Annotated in this window: 14 protein-coding genes and 2 tRNA genes; 12 read left to right on the forward strand and 4 right to left on the reverse strand. The window is 66.3% G+C overall.

The genetic code is table 11. The annotated features are described in order from the left end of the window. Positions 1-36 precede the first annotated feature (36 nt). Genes M9902_RS10560 through M9902_RS10580 form a run of 5 tightly spaced genes read left to right on the forward strand, consistent with a single transcriptional unit; the run spans position 37 to position 3064 of the window. Entirely contained in the window at positions 37-639 is a 603-nt protein-coding gene (locus M9902_RS10560; protein ID WP_297173603.1) for a GNAT family N-acetyltransferase, read from the forward strand. Next, positions 636-1421 (forward strand): septum site-determining protein MinC, encoded by a 786-nt coding sequence (minC, locus tag M9902_RS10565; protein WP_297222857.1) that lies wholly within the window; start codon positions 636-638, stop codon positions 1419-1421. Before M9902_RS10560 ends, minC begins: the two co-directional genes overlap by 4 nt. A 45-nt stretch (positions 1422-1466) precedes the next feature. Continuing rightward, positions 1467-2279, forward strand: a complete 813-nt coding sequence (gene minD, locus M9902_RS10570) for a septum site-determining protein MinD (RefSeq protein ID WP_297222858.1) — start codon at positions 1467-1469, stop codon at positions 2277-2279. Positions 2280-2282: 3 nt separating this feature from the next. After that, positions 2283-2546 (forward strand): cell division topological specificity factor MinE, encoded by a 264-nt coding sequence (gene minE, locus M9902_RS10575; RefSeq protein ID WP_297173610.1) that lies wholly within the window; start codon positions 2283-2285, stop codon positions 2544-2546. Beyond that, entirely contained in the window at positions 2546-3064 is a 519-nt protein-coding gene (locus M9902_RS10580; protein ID WP_297222860.1) for a hypothetical protein, read from the forward strand. Before minE ends, M9902_RS10580 begins: the two co-directional genes overlap by 1 nt. A 13-nt stretch (positions 3065-3077) precedes the next feature. On the opposite strand, the gene rnr is transcribed toward M9902_RS10580, so the two are convergent. After that, positions 3078-5510 (reverse strand): ribonuclease R, encoded by a 2433-nt coding sequence (gene rnr / locus M9902_RS10585; RefSeq protein WP_297222923.1) that lies wholly within the window; start codon positions 5508-5510, stop codon positions 3078-3080. Positions 5511-5671: 161 nt separating this feature from the next. On the opposite strand from rnr, the gene M9902_RS10590 reads away from it, so the two are divergent. The 3 genes from M9902_RS10590 to M9902_RS10600 all read left to right on the forward strand — a co-directional run bounded on the left by M9902_RS10590 (position 5672) and on the right by M9902_RS10600 (position 7052). After that, positions 5672-5747: transfer RNA gene (locus M9902_RS10590), tRNA-Ala, on the forward strand. A 364-nt stretch (positions 5748-6111) separates the two neighbouring features. After that, positions 6112-6576 carry a MarR family winged helix-turn-helix transcriptional regulator gene (locus M9902_RS10595; protein ID WP_297222862.1) on the forward strand — a complete coding sequence of 155 codons (465 nt, stop codon included), beginning with the start codon at positions 6112-6114 and terminating at the stop codon, positions 6574-6576. A 14-nt stretch (positions 6577-6590) separates the two neighbouring features. Beyond that, positions 6591-7052, forward strand: coding sequence for a hypothetical protein (locus tag M9902_RS10600; RefSeq protein ID WP_297222864.1), 462 nt, complete (start codon positions 6591-6593; stop codon positions 7050-7052). A gap of 55 nt (positions 7053-7107) precedes the next feature. Here M9902_RS10600 and M9902_RS10605 read toward each other — a convergent pair whose 3' ends face one another. Further along, positions 7108-9033 carry a peptidoglycan recognition family protein gene (locus M9902_RS10605; RefSeq protein ID WP_297222866.1) on the reverse strand — a complete coding sequence of 642 codons (1926 nt, stop codon included), beginning with the start codon at positions 9031-9033 and terminating at the stop codon, positions 7108-7110. A gap of 630 nt (positions 9034-9663) precedes the next feature. On the opposite strand from M9902_RS10605, the gene secG reads away from it, so the two are divergent. The 3 genes from secG (at position 9664) to M9902_RS10620 (ending at position 11302) form a co-directional block, all read left to right on the forward strand. Further along, positions 9664-10143 carry a preprotein translocase subunit SecG gene (gene secG, locus M9902_RS10610; protein WP_297222868.1) on the forward strand — a complete coding sequence of 160 codons (480 nt, stop codon included), beginning with the start codon at positions 9664-9666 and terminating at the stop codon, positions 10141-10143. A 61-nt stretch (positions 10144-10204) separates the two neighbouring features. Beyond that, positions 10205-10289, forward strand: a tRNA-Leu gene (locus tag M9902_RS10615). A gap of 227 nt (positions 10290-10516) precedes the next feature. Further along, positions 10517-11302 carry a TOBE domain-containing protein gene (locus M9902_RS10620; protein ID WP_297222870.1) on the forward strand — a complete coding sequence of 262 codons (786 nt, stop codon included), beginning with the start codon at positions 10517-10519 and terminating at the stop codon, positions 11300-11302. A gap of 50 nt (positions 11303-11352) precedes the next feature. Here the strand turns inward: M9902_RS10620 and M9902_RS10625 are convergent, their stop codons facing one another. Beyond that, positions 11353-11883, reverse strand: coding sequence for a molybdopterin-dependent oxidoreductase (locus M9902_RS10625; RefSeq protein WP_297222872.1), 531 nt, complete (start codon positions 11881-11883; stop codon positions 11353-11355). A gap of 167 nt (positions 11884-12050) precedes the next feature. Here M9902_RS10625 and M9902_RS10630 point away from each other — a divergent pair, with 167 nt between their 5' ends. Beyond that, the gene (locus M9902_RS10630; RefSeq protein ID WP_297222874.1) at positions 12051-12287 is read left to right on the forward strand and encodes a hypothetical protein; all 237 of its coding nucleotides are present in this window, start codon (positions 12051-12053) and stop codon (positions 12285-12287) included. Positions 12288-12342: 55 nt separating this feature from the next. Here the strand turns inward: M9902_RS10630 and M9902_RS10635 are convergent, their stop codons facing one another. Continuing rightward, complete coding sequence (locus tag M9902_RS10635; protein WP_297222876.1) at positions 12343-12606, reverse strand: hypothetical protein; 264 nt, start codon at positions 12604-12606, stop codon at positions 12343-12345. Positions 12607-12819 lie beyond the last annotated feature (213 nt).

The raw sequence follows: 12819 nt of genomic DNA on the forward strand, positions 1-12819 counted from the left end.
GCGGCGGGCCTGCCACAGCCATCGGAGCCCCACGGAATGTCGATCGCGATCCGCGACGTGCGCGAACAGGACCTGGATTCCGTCCTCGCCTTGAACAACGCCGCCGGCCCCGCGATCCTGCCGCTGGACGCCACGCGGCTGCGACTGATGTTCGACACGGCGGAGTATTTCCGCGTCGCCGAACGCGACGGCACGATGGCCGGATTCCTGATCGGCTTCGGCTCCGACGCACCGCACACCAGCAGCAATTTCGCCTGGTTCCGCGCACGCAATCCGGCGTTCTTCTACATCGACCGCGTCGTGGTCGCCAGCCGCCGCCGCGGCGGCGGCGTCGGCCGCGCGCTCTATGCCGATGTGCAAAGCTACGCCGAATTGCGCTACCCGCAGCTGGCCTGCGAGGTCTTCCTCGAACAAGGCTCCGACCACGCCTTGCTGTTCCACGGCAGCTTCGGCTTCCGCGAAATCGGCCAGAACACCATGCCCGAGCATGGCCTGCGTGCGGCGATGCTGCTGAAAACCCTGTGCAGCTACCCCTGGGTCCACGCCACCTACGGCACTGCGCTGCCCGATGTTCCGTGGCTGCTGCAACCACGCCACCACGTGGCCCCCGCCGCGCCCGCGACCGGCACCCACGCATGAGCGCGGCGCCCGATTACACGCAGGCCGGGGAACTGAAATTCGGCCAGGTCGGCATCGCCAACCTGCGCGTGCGCAGCTTCGACATCGCCCGCCTGTCCGCGGAAATGCGTGAGCGCGTGGAGCGTGCGCCGAAACTGTTCGAGCGCGCCGCCGTCGTGCTCGACTTCGGCGGCCTTTCCGATCCGCCTTCCGAAGACGATGCGCGCGCGCTGATCGACGGCTTGCGCAGCGCCGGGGTGCTGCCGGCGGCACTGGCCTACGGCACCCAGGCGACCGAAGCCCTGGCCAAGGCGCTGGGCCTGCCGCTGCTGGCGAAGTTTCGTGCCAGCTACGAGCGCGGCGAGGCGGCTCCCCAGGCAAGCACCGCTGCCGAGCCACCCGCGCCACGGGCCGCAGCGGCGCAGGCCGAGGCGCGACCAGCCCCGGAACCGCCGCCCAGCGCGCCACCGGTGTCCCCGGGATTGCTCCAGACCACGCCGGTGCGCTCCGGCCAGCAGGTCTACGCGGAGCACCGCGACCTGACCGTGCTGACCACGGTGGGCGCTGGCGCCGAGGTGCTGGCCGATGGCAACATCCACATCTATGGCGCCCTGCGTGGCCGCGCGCTGGCCGGCGCACGGGGCAATGAAGAGGCGCGCATCTTCTGCCGCGAGTTCCGCGCGGAACTGGTGGCGGTTGCGGGGCGCTACAAGGTACTGGACGACATCCCGCGCGACCTCGTCGGCAAGCCCGTCCAGGTCTGGCTGGAGCAGGGACAACTCAAACTCGCGGTGCTCGCCTGATCGCCGCGCCACGATCATCGCTTCAAGATCACGGAGAACGCCAGCTTGGCTGAAATCATCGTAGTCACCTCGGGCAAGGGCGGCGTGGGCAAGACCACGACCAGCGCCAGCCTCGCCACCGGTCTCGCGCGGCGCGGCAAGAAAGTTGCCGTCATCGACTTCGACGTCGGCCTGCGCAACCTCGACCTGATCATGGGCTGCGAGCGCCGGGTCGTGTACGACTTCGTCAACGTCATCCACGGCGAAGCCACGCTGCGGCAGGCGCTGATCAAGGACAAGCGCTTCGAAAACCTGTTCGTGCTGGCCGCTTCGCAAACCCGCGACAAGGACGCGCTGTCGCGCGACGGCGTCGAGAAGGTGCTCAAGGACATCGCCGCCGACGGCTTCGACTACATCGTCTGCGACTCCCCGGCGGGGATCGAGAAAGGCGCCTTCCTCGCCATGTACTTCGCCGATCGCGCGATCGTGGTGGTCAACCCGGAAGTGTCCTCGGTGCGCGACTCCGACCGCGTCCTCGGCCTGCTCGCCTCCAAGACCCATCGCGCCGAGAAAGGCGAGGGCGAAGTCACCTCGCACCTGCTGCTGACCCGCTACAGCCCGCAGCGCGTGGCCGATGGCGAAATGCTGTCGGTGGCCGACGTCGAGGAAGTGCTGGGCCTGAAAACCATTGGCGTGGTGCCCGAATCCGGCGACGTCCTCAACGCCTCCAACAAGGGCGAGCCAGTGATCATGGATCCGGAGTCGACGGCGGGCCAGGCCTACGACGACGCGGTGGCGCGCCTGCTGGGCGAGGAGCGGCCGATGCGCTTCACCACGGTGGAGAAGAAGGGCTTCTTCAGCAAGTTGTTCGGAGGCTGAACCATGTCCATTCTCGATTTCTTCAAACCGAAAAAGAACACCGCCGCCACCGCGAAGAACCGACTGGAATTCCTGGTCAAGCAGACCCGCGCCGAGCGCGACGCCCCCGACTACCTGCCCATGATGCAGCGCGAACTGACGGAGGTGATCCTCAAGTACGTGGATGTCGGCGTCGATGCGGTCAACGTGGAATGGCACAAGGAAGGCGACCAGGATTTCCTGGCTATTTCCGTGAACCTTCCCGAGCGCGGTTCCGCCGCCGGCTGATGGCGTCCGCGGCGCCGCTTCCGTTCGGGGCGGGGATCGACGTCCTGCGGCTGACCGACATCGGCTTTGCCGCGCCCACCGCCCTGCTCGCCCGTTACGGCTTGACGCTGGAGCGCATCGCCGGCGGCGCGGCCATCCCCGGCAGCTACTGGGGCGACAGCGAAGCCGGCATCATCGGCAACATCGTTTACGCACGCGACGACACCCCCGTGCATTCCCTGCTGCACGAGGCCGGCCACCTGATCGTGCTGCCGCCGCAGCGCCGCGCCCAGGTCCACACCGACGCCACCGACTCGGTGCCCGAGGAAGACGCCGTCTGCGTCCTGCAAGGCCTGCTCGGCGACGCCCTGCCCGGCGTCGGCCGCGAGCGCGTCTGGGCCGACATGGACGCCTGGGGCTACACCTTCCGGCTCGGTTCGGCGCGCGCCTATGCGGAGCAGGACGCCGACGCCGCCTGGCGGTGGCTGTTCGAGCACGGCCTGATCGATGCCGATCGCCGGCTCCGGCTTCCGCACTGACCGGCCTGCGCCCTCAATATTTCTGTTTCACCCGCTTGGCCGGCTGGCCGCGCGGCGGCGGCGGCTTGGGCTCGCTGGCCTCCTCGACCAGCCGGAAATCGATCTTGCGCTCTTCCACGCTGGCCTTGAGCACGACCACGCGCACGCGATCGCCCAATCGCCACGATTTGCCGCGCCGTTCGCCGGTCAGGGTCTTGCGCACGGCGTCGAACTGGTAGAAATCGCGCGGCAGCTGGGTGACGTGCACCAGTCCGTTGACCTTCGAATCGTCCAGCTCGACGAACAGCCCGAAGCTCGTCACGCCGCTGATGGTGCCGTCGAATTCCTTGCCGACGTGCTCTTCCATCCACGCCGCGCGATAGCGTTCGTCCACCTCGCGCTGGGCCTCGTCGGCGCGCCGCGAACGCTCCGAACATTGCAGCGACAGCGCGGCCATCTCATGCGGGCTGTAGGTGTAGGCGTCGCGGCGGCCGCCGGCGAGCGCGTACTTGAGCGCGCGGTGCACCAGCAGATCGGCATAGCGGCGGATCGGCGAGGTGAAGTGCGCATAGGCCTCCAGCGCCAACCCGAAGTGGCCGATGTTGTCGGGCGCGTACACCGCCAGCGACTGGCTGCGCAGGAGCACCGATTCCAGCAGGGTCGCATCGGGACGCTCGCGGATTTTTTCCAGCAGATTGCGGAAATCCCTGGGCTTGACCTTGCTCCAGGACGGCAAGCGCAGCGCGAATTCCTTGAGGAACTCCTCCAGGTCGGCATATTTCGATTCCGGCGGACGGTCGTGGTCACGAAACGGCGCCGGGATCCCGGATTCGAGCAGATGCCGCGCCGCCTCGACGTTGGCAGCGATCATGCATTCCTCGATCAGCTTGTGGGCATCGTTGCGCTGGAGCATGCCGGCCTGGGTGACGTCGCCCTTGGCATCGAGGATGAAACGCACCTCGCTGCTTTCGAATTCGATCGCCCCGCGCCTGGCGCGAGCGCGGTCGAGGATCTTGTACAGCTGATGCAATTGCATGAGCTGCGGCAGAAGCGTTCCGATCTTCGCCAGCGCCGCATCGCGGTCGTCCTGGGCAATGCCATCTCCAACCGCGTTCCAGACATCGGCATAGGTCAACCGCGCCTGCGAGTGCATCACCGCCTCATGAAAACTCGATGCGGACACCCGGCCATCGCGCTCCACCTGCATGTCGCAGACGAAGCACAGCCGGTCCACCTGCGGGTTGAGCGAGCAGATGCCGTTGCTCAGCGTCTCCGGCAGCATCGGCACCACGAACCCGGGGAAATACACCGAGGTGGCGCGCTTTTGCGCCTCGGCGTCGAGCGGCGTGTCGGGACGAACATAGTGCGAGACGTCGGCAATGGCGACGATCAGGCGGAAGCCGTCGCGGTTCGGCTCGCACCACACCGCATCATCGAAATCCTTCGCGTCCTCGCCGTCGATGGTGACCAGCGGCAGACCGCGCAGGTCGAGCCGGCCGCGGGCGTCGGCGGCCGTCACCTCCAGCGGAATGGCCGCCGCTTCGGCCAGGACTTCAGGCGGAAATTGATTGGGAATGTCGTGCCCGTGGATGGCCGCCTCGACCGCCTGCGATGCGGTGAGATGGTCACCCAGCACCGCGACGATGCGCCCGATCGGCGGCCGATGCGCGTCCTGCGGCGTGGTGATCTCGGCCACCACCAGCTGCCCGGCGCGGGCGCCATTGCGCGCATCCGGCGCGATCATGACATTGCGCAGGATCCGGCGGTCATCCGGGACCACGTAAGCAACCCCGAGCTCCTCGACATAACGCCCGAGCAGGCGGCTCAGGCGCCGCTCCAGCACCTCGACGATCGCGGCCTCGCCGCGCCCGCGGTGGTCCATTCCGGTCAGGCTGACCAGCACGCGGTCGCCGTGGCTGACCTTGCGCATTTCGACCGGCGGCAGGAACAGGTCATCCCCACCCTGCTCCGGGCGCAGGAATCCGAAGCCGTCGGGGTTGGCGATCACGCTGCCGGCGATCAGCTCGGCCTGCTGCGCCGGCACGAAGCCGCCGCGCCGGTTTTGCAGCAACTGCCCGGCGCGCAGCATGGCCGCCAACCGTTTTTGCAATGTCTCGAAGCGCTCCGGTGCCTCCAGGCCAAGCGCCGCCGCCAGCTCCACGTCCTTCAGCGGCCCGCCGCTGTCGGCCAGCACCTGCAGGATCAGCTCGCGGCTGGCAATCGGATCCGCATAGCGCTCGGCCTCGCGCCGCGCCTGCGGATCACGCAGCCCGGCGCGCGCAGCGCCCAACGCAGGCTTGCCTGCCCGCTGCTTGCGCGCAGGCGGCGCAACCGGCAGCTCCGGCATCCACGGCGGCAGTCGGCCCGCTTTGCCTGCTCGCGACGCGCCGCCAGCGCTGCCCGCCTGCCCGGCCTTCCCCGTTTTCCCGGTCTTGCCGGCATTGCGGACGCTTCCACCATCCGCCATGCCGCCACGCCCCGTCACGCCAGGCCCCTTGCCGCGGCCGGTGCCGCGCTTGCCGGAAGATTTGCTCATGCCACGATGGTACAGGGGCGGCTGCAAGGAAGCGCCCATAAAGCAATGCTTGCCTGCGTCCCGGCCAATCCACTAAACTTCGCTTCCCGCGTGGGGCTGTAGCTCAGCTGGGAGAGCGTCGCGTTCGCAATGCGAAGGTCAGGGGTTCGATCCCCCTCAGCTCCACCAATACCCAAAATCCCAACCCTTGTCGGTTGGGATTTTTTTGCCCGGAGCGCCCGTGTTGGCGCGGGTTCGGGCCTTGCTGCGACGGACGCCGTCAGCCCGGAAGCCCCGGTTTCGGGAGGTTTTCGGTTTTCAGGTCCCGCCCTTGTCTCTGGTTTCCGCGAAGGATGCCTTCGCACGCAATCCGGCATCGGTGCGGGTTTGCGGCGCGCCTTGTTCGTAGCGCCCAACGGCCTGGCGCAGGCAACCCGGCGCTGAATGGCTGCCGAGGCCGTGCCTGAAGCCGGGGAAATGGTTGGGCTGGGCTATTGACAACTGGTTTCCGTTATTGGAAACTGGCTGTCATAGTACCGGGGAGCTCTTCCTCATGAAAACCAACTCTCGTGCTGCCGCAATCACCCATGTCGCCCTGACGGTTTTCCGCCTGAATACAGAACTCCTGCAGTGGGGAGACCGGCTGGTTGAGCCCTTGGGGCTGACCAGCGCACGCTGGCAGATGCTGGGGGCGATCGCTTTGGCGGGCGCGCCGCTGACCGCCCCGCAAGTGGGCGCCGCGATGGGCGTCACGCGGCAGGGGGCACAGAAACAGCTGAACCTGTTGCTCGGGCAAGGGATGCTCGAATCGCACCCCAACCCGGCGCACCAGCGCTCGCCGCTGTACAGCCTGACCCCGATGGGGCGGGCACTTTATGCGCAAGCCGATGCGCAGTGGAACGCCCAGGCGGCGCAGCTGACGTCACGGCTTCCGGTCACCCAACTCGAGGCCACGGCACAAACCCTGGGGACGATCCTGCGTCAGTTGCAAACCAACGCTTTTTCCACCCACTCGTGATTGGAGGCCGGACCATGAAAGCAAAGTTGCATGGATTTTTCGGCGCCGTGGCGCTCCTGTGCATTGCAACGTTCTGGGTGTCAACGGTCGTTTCCGAAGCGTTTCTCGATCTTGCCAGCGTCACGCTGGTGAAGAACGCGATCCTCACCGGCATGTGGCTGCTGATCCCGGCGATGGCCGCCACCGGTGGCAGCGGGTTTTCGCTCGCCAGGACGCGGCGTGGACGGATCGTCGAGGTCAAGGCGCGGCGGATGAAGCTGGTGGCGGCCAACGGCGTGTTGGTGCTGTTGCCGAGCGCCTTCGTGCTGGCCTCCTGGGCCAACGCCGGTCGGTTTGATGGCGCGTTTTACGCTTTGCAGGCGCTGGAGCTGCTCGCTGGCGCCGCCAATATCACGCTGCTGACGCTCAATCTGCGCGATGGCTTGCGGCTGGCTGGTCGCTTGCCGGTGCGGTCGTCTGCGCTCGAACGCGAGTGAAAGCCAAACGCAAACGGCCCCTTCCGGGGCCGCTTGCGCGCGGAAATCGCCAGTCTCAGTTCTTGATTTGCACGTCGTCGAGATAGACGAAGAGGTTGTAGCTGGTCTGGGCGTGGTACAGCCAGACCGCATCGAGGGTCACCGTGGACGCGGTGATGGCGCCATTGCCACCGACCCAGGCGTTCCACTGGTTGGCGTCGGTCAGACTCCATTCGACATAGGTCCAGGTATTGGCCGCCAGCGCGCGCGACACCGAACGCTCGGTGCCGTCACTGTCATCCACGCCGATCGCCACAGACAGCCCGCTGCCGGCGGCATAGACCCAGAAACCGACCTTGCCATTGGCGCGGACCAGCTGGGTGTTGGCCGAGGGCGAACCGCTGCCGGACAGCAGGCGCACGGCCCAGCTGGCCGAGGTGTTGGGATTGTCCACCAGCTTGACTTGCAGCGAGCAGCTTCCATACCGGCTCATGCTGCAATAGCGCTGCGCAGTGGACGCGGTGGAGATGCCGACGGTACTGCCCGAATAGGTGGGGGAAGTGTTGAAGTGGCCCACCGAGGATTCGAAGGTGTCAAGCAACTTCACCGTGCCCGCCGGGGCCGGGTTGAGCAGGCTGTAGTAGCGCGACCAGTTCCAGTAGATGCCCGGGTCGGTGTGGTCGTTGCCGCTGTAGTGCTGGTGGCCCTTGATCTTGATCGAATCGGACAGCACCACGGTGCCGCTCGACGACGGTCCGTTGTAGGCCGAGTTGCACTTGATCGCGCTGTACTTGCTGCAGAAGTTGCGCACCAGCGCGCTGGAGGCGTTGTACATCGCGGTGGTGTACCAGGAGCTGTTGCTGATGTAGCCCTCGTGCTCGATGCCCAGGGTGTAGCTGTTGTGGCTGCGCACGTGCCAGGCGGTGTAGGCATTGCGCACCATCTGGGTCACCTGGCCGTCCGAGCTGCGGATGACATAGTGGGCGCTGACCTGCGCCGCCGGGTTCTTGAACCACGAGATGGTGCCGGCATAGCTGCCTTGGGTGGTGTGGATGGTGACGGCGCCAATCGCGGCGCTGCGCGAAGCGGTGTAGTTGCTGGAGCTGGCCGGATCCCAGATCGCCGGGCTGTAATCGGGGCCGGCGACTTGTTGCCCGCCAGTCGCGCCGCCGCGACGATTGATCATGGTCTCGCTGATCGGGTCGATCGCGTAGTCACCGGTGTCGACGCGGCCACGGCTGATGTCCAGGCGCACGAACGGCGCGCGCAGCGTCACCAACTGGCTGGGCGTGAACGCACGCTCCCACTGGATTGCGCGTTCGGGCACGATCGCCCCCTTCTCGTTCACGCCGCGGTCCATCGACAGCAGCACGTCGAAGGCAAAACTCTGGCGAGCGAAGTCCTCGATCGCATTGCCGCCGCGCATCGGGGTGAAGCCGGCATAGCGCGCCAGCACCTGGCTGAGCTGCTCGGGCTTCGGTGCGATCCCGTTCCTGCCCAGCCCGGCCGCACCGATTTGCTGCGCCAGCAGCGCGGCAGCGGCAAGGATGTTGGCGCGACTATCGGTCTTGATCAACTGCGTCGAAAGCCCGGTGAGCCGGGAAGCGGCCGTCACCTGATCGGAAAAGCCTTCGCCGGCATACAGGCCCATCACGCCGTAAGCGGTCGGCATGCGGTCATGGTGGTTTTCGGTATCGGCCGGCTGCAGCGGCATCCAGCGGCTCTGCGACCAGGCGATGGCTTCCAGCGTGCCGGCCGGAATCTGCGGGTAGCGGCGGTAAGCCTCGGCAAAGTATTTCGGCATCGCCGAGCGCATCGCGCGCAGCTGCAGTTCCTCCTGCTGCAACAGGTGCAACAGCTGCGGGCCTTCCCCGCCAAGGATCCGTTCCGGCTGGGCCGGGGCGCCGGCACGGGCCGGGCCATTGGCGGCCGCGGCCGGCACCGAAACGAACGCAAAAACGGCAAGCATCACGCTTGCAAGCAAGCCTGAACGACTGGACATTTGGATAATTCTCCCCAGACGGCACACCAACAGGCGCACCGATGTTTTCGTGATGGCGGGCGCAGCTCCCCTGCGCCGCTTGCGACACTAGCACGAGGACATGGAGAACACTTGACGCGGTGCAATACGCCGCAGGATGGAAGAAACATCTTCGATATCAATACTTTACGTACAAGCCTTGCCGTCGCGGCACGGGTGCGATCAGGGGCGGCAGCAGGAAGCAGTCATAACGAACGGGAATAACGTCATACCACCCTCGCCGCCCGGGTTTGCTCAATCCCCGCCCTGCGCGCACCCGTCCGCCATCCTTGCCACCCCCGCATTGCCGACTGTCGACCACAACGCGGGCGGGTGACGGCCGCCAGGAAGCGGCCGATGCAGCAGCTGCTCCCGTCCTGTCTGCGCCTTCAGGCTCACTTGTCATTGGAAGAGGCTGCGCGTGGTCAGTTCTGCGAAGGCGATGCTACAATGGCGGGCTTGTCGTTGACGTCGTGCAAAAGCGGCGTCTGGCCCGGGATTGTCAGTCGGCCTGTCCGTTTGAACAGGCGCCAAGGCGGGGGGCGGTACGCCTCCTGGCACGCGCCCACCGCCGCTCGATTGCCGGGTGAACTGATCCAGAAGGAACGTTTCATGCTGATTCAACTGGTCAACATCCTGTATGTATTGATCGCCATCGCGATCATCGCTCTCGTCCTGTTGCAGCAGGGCGATGGCGCACAGGCCGGCTCCGGCTTCGGCGGTGGTGCGTCGGGGACCGTGTTCGGCGCCCGTGGCTCCACCAACTTCCTGAGCAAGAGCACGAAGTGGTTGGCGGTGACGTTCTTCGTCATCAGCCTCGGCATGGCGATGTACGCCAGCCGGCAGGCGAACCGCAGTGGTCCTGTCGGCGCGCCGGATCTGGGCGTCATGGGCCAGCCCGCCGCGGCAGGCACTCCGGCCACGCCGGCGCCTGCCGCTGCCGGCCCGCAGATTCCTACCGCGCCGGCGCAGCCCGCGCCGCAGGCGCCTGCGGCGACCGTCCCCGCAGCCAGTCCGACGTCTGCGGCGCCCGCGGCGCCGGCACCTGCTCCTGCCACACCTGCCCCCGCGGCACCCGCGCAGGGCAATTGACGAGGTTGCGCTTGACTTGATTTAAGATGCACGCATCGCGGTGCGCGCATCGCAGCAGATTGCCCAGGTGGCGGAATTGGTAGACGCACTACCTTGAGGTGGTAGCGGCTTAGGTCGTGGGGGTTCGAGTCCCCCCTTGGGCACCATTCGAGTTTCCCGCAACATCCCGCAAGGCCACTAAACTCCTGAATCTCAGGGGTTTTTTGTTGCCTGCGTGCTGGATCATTCCCCGCGACTTCCCGCTGCACTCCTGCCCTACTCCCAAGTTTGGGGGTAGGTTTGAGGGTACGAAATACGCATTGACCTGCAGCTCATCCCGAAGAGCGCTGCCAGTTGACCTATGCTTGGCAAGTGCTTCGCGATGGATTGCCACGTGCTTGAACCGTTGATCGATCTGCGCGGCGGTGGAACCAGCTTGACGCCGAAACGCGCGAAGCTGCTGCAAGCGCTGGAATCAGAGGGATCAATCAGCGCAGCGGCACGCGCGATTGGCATGAGCTACAAGGGCGCTTGGGACACCATCACCGCGCTCAACCGTCTGCTTGCCCAACCTTTGGTGACGACAGAAACCGGTGGCAGCGGTGGTGGTGGTGCCCGCTTGACCGATGCGGGCCGCCGCGTGCTGGCGTTCCATCAAGCATTGACGGTATTGCAACAACGCTTGCTGGCGGGGCTGGATGGGTCTGCGGATCACGCCTCGCTGGATCAACTTCTCGAACGGCTGGGGAATCTCATGCTCAAGACAAGCGCGCGCAACCAGTACGAGGGCACCATTCACGCGATCCAGCGCGGCGCGGTGAACAGCGAGGTGATCCTCGACCTCGGCGGCGGCGACCGGCTGGTCGCCATCATCACCAACCGCAGCGTCGATGATCTTGGCCTGCGCGAAGGCGGCAGTGCGATTGCGCTGGTCAAGTCCTCGTTCGTGGTGCTGGGTGCCCCCGGCGTGCGCACCAGCGCGCGCAACGCGCTGGCTGGCACCGTGCTGTCCTGCCAGGAAGGGGCGGTGAACGCCGAAGTGGAATTGCAGCTGTCCGGCGGGCGGCGGCTGGTTGCCACCGTCACCAACGAGAGCGTGAAAGCGCTCGACATCCGCGAAGGCGCCTCGCTGCTGGCGCTGATCAAGTCCTCGCACGTGATCCTGGCGGTGGCGGTCTGATGCGGTTTCAGCGCTGTGACCAGGCCTGATCACAGCGGGCGTGGATGGCGTCACTGCATGCGGACGACTTCGATCCGGTCAAGCCAGCGCACGCGGCGCGGGCCGGTCTTGATGTCCTGCCCGGAAATCAGCAGCAACTGCCCTTCATGGACATCCAGCGGCTTGCCGTCCTTCTCCCAGGCGATCAGGACGTCCTTGCCGATCGGCGTGTTGTACAGCTCGTTCCAGGAAAAAGTGACGAGGTAGCCGTCGGTGGCGCGGGCGACGATCACCATCCGGCGCGCATCCTTGTGGCCTTCCAGCGCGAGACCGACGTGATCCAGCACGTCGGTCAGGCGCACGCCGCGAAAGTTCTGCGCGCTGCCCACGGTCGCCCCCGAGGCGCAGACCACGTCCACCGGGCCGCTATTGCGTTGCACCAGCCGTTTCAGCGCGGCCACGTCGAGTTCCGCCGGTGCAGTGACGGCCCCTGTGATGCGCACCGAACTGCTGGGCATGCCCTCTTCGGGGTGATCGGCGGGGGTGGCCGACAGCAGAACCGGGGCCAGCAGCAGCGCCAGCAGGAATGTGCGCAATTTCATGGGGAATCCTCGCTATATTGTTGAGTATATAGCGAAGAATCCACGCTGTTTGCAGAAGTCGAATTTGACCGAAATCAATCGCGAAACAGTTGACTGGGCGTGGGCGGCGAGCAAGACGGCACGGCCACAGGACTAGAATGCGCGCAAACGTTCGCACTGGAGAGGATGTGCGCACATTCGATGACAAGGACGGGCAGCGCTGGCAGGCGGCCGTGCTGGATGCTTCCTACGGGGTGATCCTGCTGGTGCTCAGTCCGCTGCAAGGAGAGGGCATTCGCCGCAGCCAGCTGCAGGTAGTGAACCTGGCCGAGGGACTGGACTGGATCGCGGCGGCGGATGAAGTTGCGCTGCAGGGTCAGCTGGATGCGTCCGATCCCTGGGATCCCTCCAGCGACCCGTTCTGAGGCGCGGCCCGCGGCGGCGTCGGGCGCAGGCATGCGGTGGCGATGCGGGTGGAGTTCAGTCGGTGACTGAAACCGCCACGTCCTGGCACGCGCCTTCGGCGGTTTCATTGATTTGCGCGCGCACGACCTTGCTGCCAGCGCTGCCTTCGAGCGCGGCGGTGCGGGTGGTGTCGTTGCCGTGCAGGACCCATTTGGTCTTGTAGCCGGCATCGTTGAGCATCGCCGTGAGGCCCGTCAGTGCGGCCGACGCCCGGCCCGAACAACTCAAGGTTGCGCGCATGCCATCGGTGCCTTGGACCGGAGTGCCGATCAGCGTCATTCCGCTTGGAAGCTGCAAGTCTGGCGGCCAGGTGCCAGGCGTCCCGGTTGGTACTTGTGTCGAACCAGACGCCGCCGCGGTGGTCGGGGCTGTCGTCGCGTCAGGCGGGGCGGCGGCTGTGTCATCCCCTGATCTGGAACAACCGGAGACGCCAGCGCCCAGCAACAGCATCAAGAGACCGGTTGCGAGCAGGCAAGTGCCGCGCATGCGTAG

Origin of the sequence: Thermomonas sp. (genome assembly GCF_023953935.1) — a bacterium.
GTDB lineage: Bacteria > Pseudomonadota > Gammaproteobacteria > Xanthomonadales > Xanthomonadaceae > Thermomonas.

Bases quoted from the DNA above. Each gene is read 5' to 3' on its own strand.
- M9902_RS10605 (WP_297222866.1), bottom strand. From the start codon at position 9,033: ATGTCCAGTCGTTCAGGCTTGCTTGCAAGCGTGATGCTTGCCGTTTTT.
- M9902_RS10635 (WP_297222876.1), bottom strand. From the start codon at position 12,606: ATGACGCTGATCGGCACTCCGGTCCAAGGCACCGATGGCATGCGCGCA.
- M9902_RS10625 (WP_297222872.1), bottom strand. From the start codon at position 11,883: ATGAAATTGCGCACATTCCTGCTGGCGCTGCTGCTGGCCCCGGTTCTG.
- rnr (WP_297222923.1), bottom strand. From the start codon at position 5,510: ATGGCGGATGGTGGAAGCGTCCGCAATGCCGGCAAGACCGGGAAAACG.
- M9902_RS10580 (WP_297222860.1), top strand. From the start codon at position 2,546: ATGGCGTCCGCGGCGCCGCTTCCGTTCGGGGCGGGGATCGACGTCCTG.
- minC (WP_297222857.1), top strand. From the start codon at position 636: ATGAGCGCGGCGCCCGATTACACGCAGGCCGGGGAACTGAAATTCGGC.
- M9902_RS10595 (WP_297222862.1), top strand. From the start codon at position 6,112: ATGAAAACCAACTCTCGTGCTGCCGCAATCACCCATGTCGCCCTGACG.
- M9902_RS10600 (WP_297222864.1), top strand. From the start codon at position 6,591: ATGAAAGCAAAGTTGCATGGATTTTTCGGCGCCGTGGCGCTCCTGTGC.
- M9902_RS10560 (WP_297173603.1), top strand. From the start codon at position 37: ATGTCGATCGCGATCCGCGACGTGCGCGAACAGGACCTGGATTCCGTC.
- minE (WP_297173610.1), top strand. From the start codon at position 2,283: ATGTCCATTCTCGATTTCTTCAAACCGAAAAAGAACACCGCCGCCACC.
- secG (WP_297222868.1), top strand. From the start codon at position 9,664: ATGCTGATTCAACTGGTCAACATCCTGTATGTATTGATCGCCATCGCG.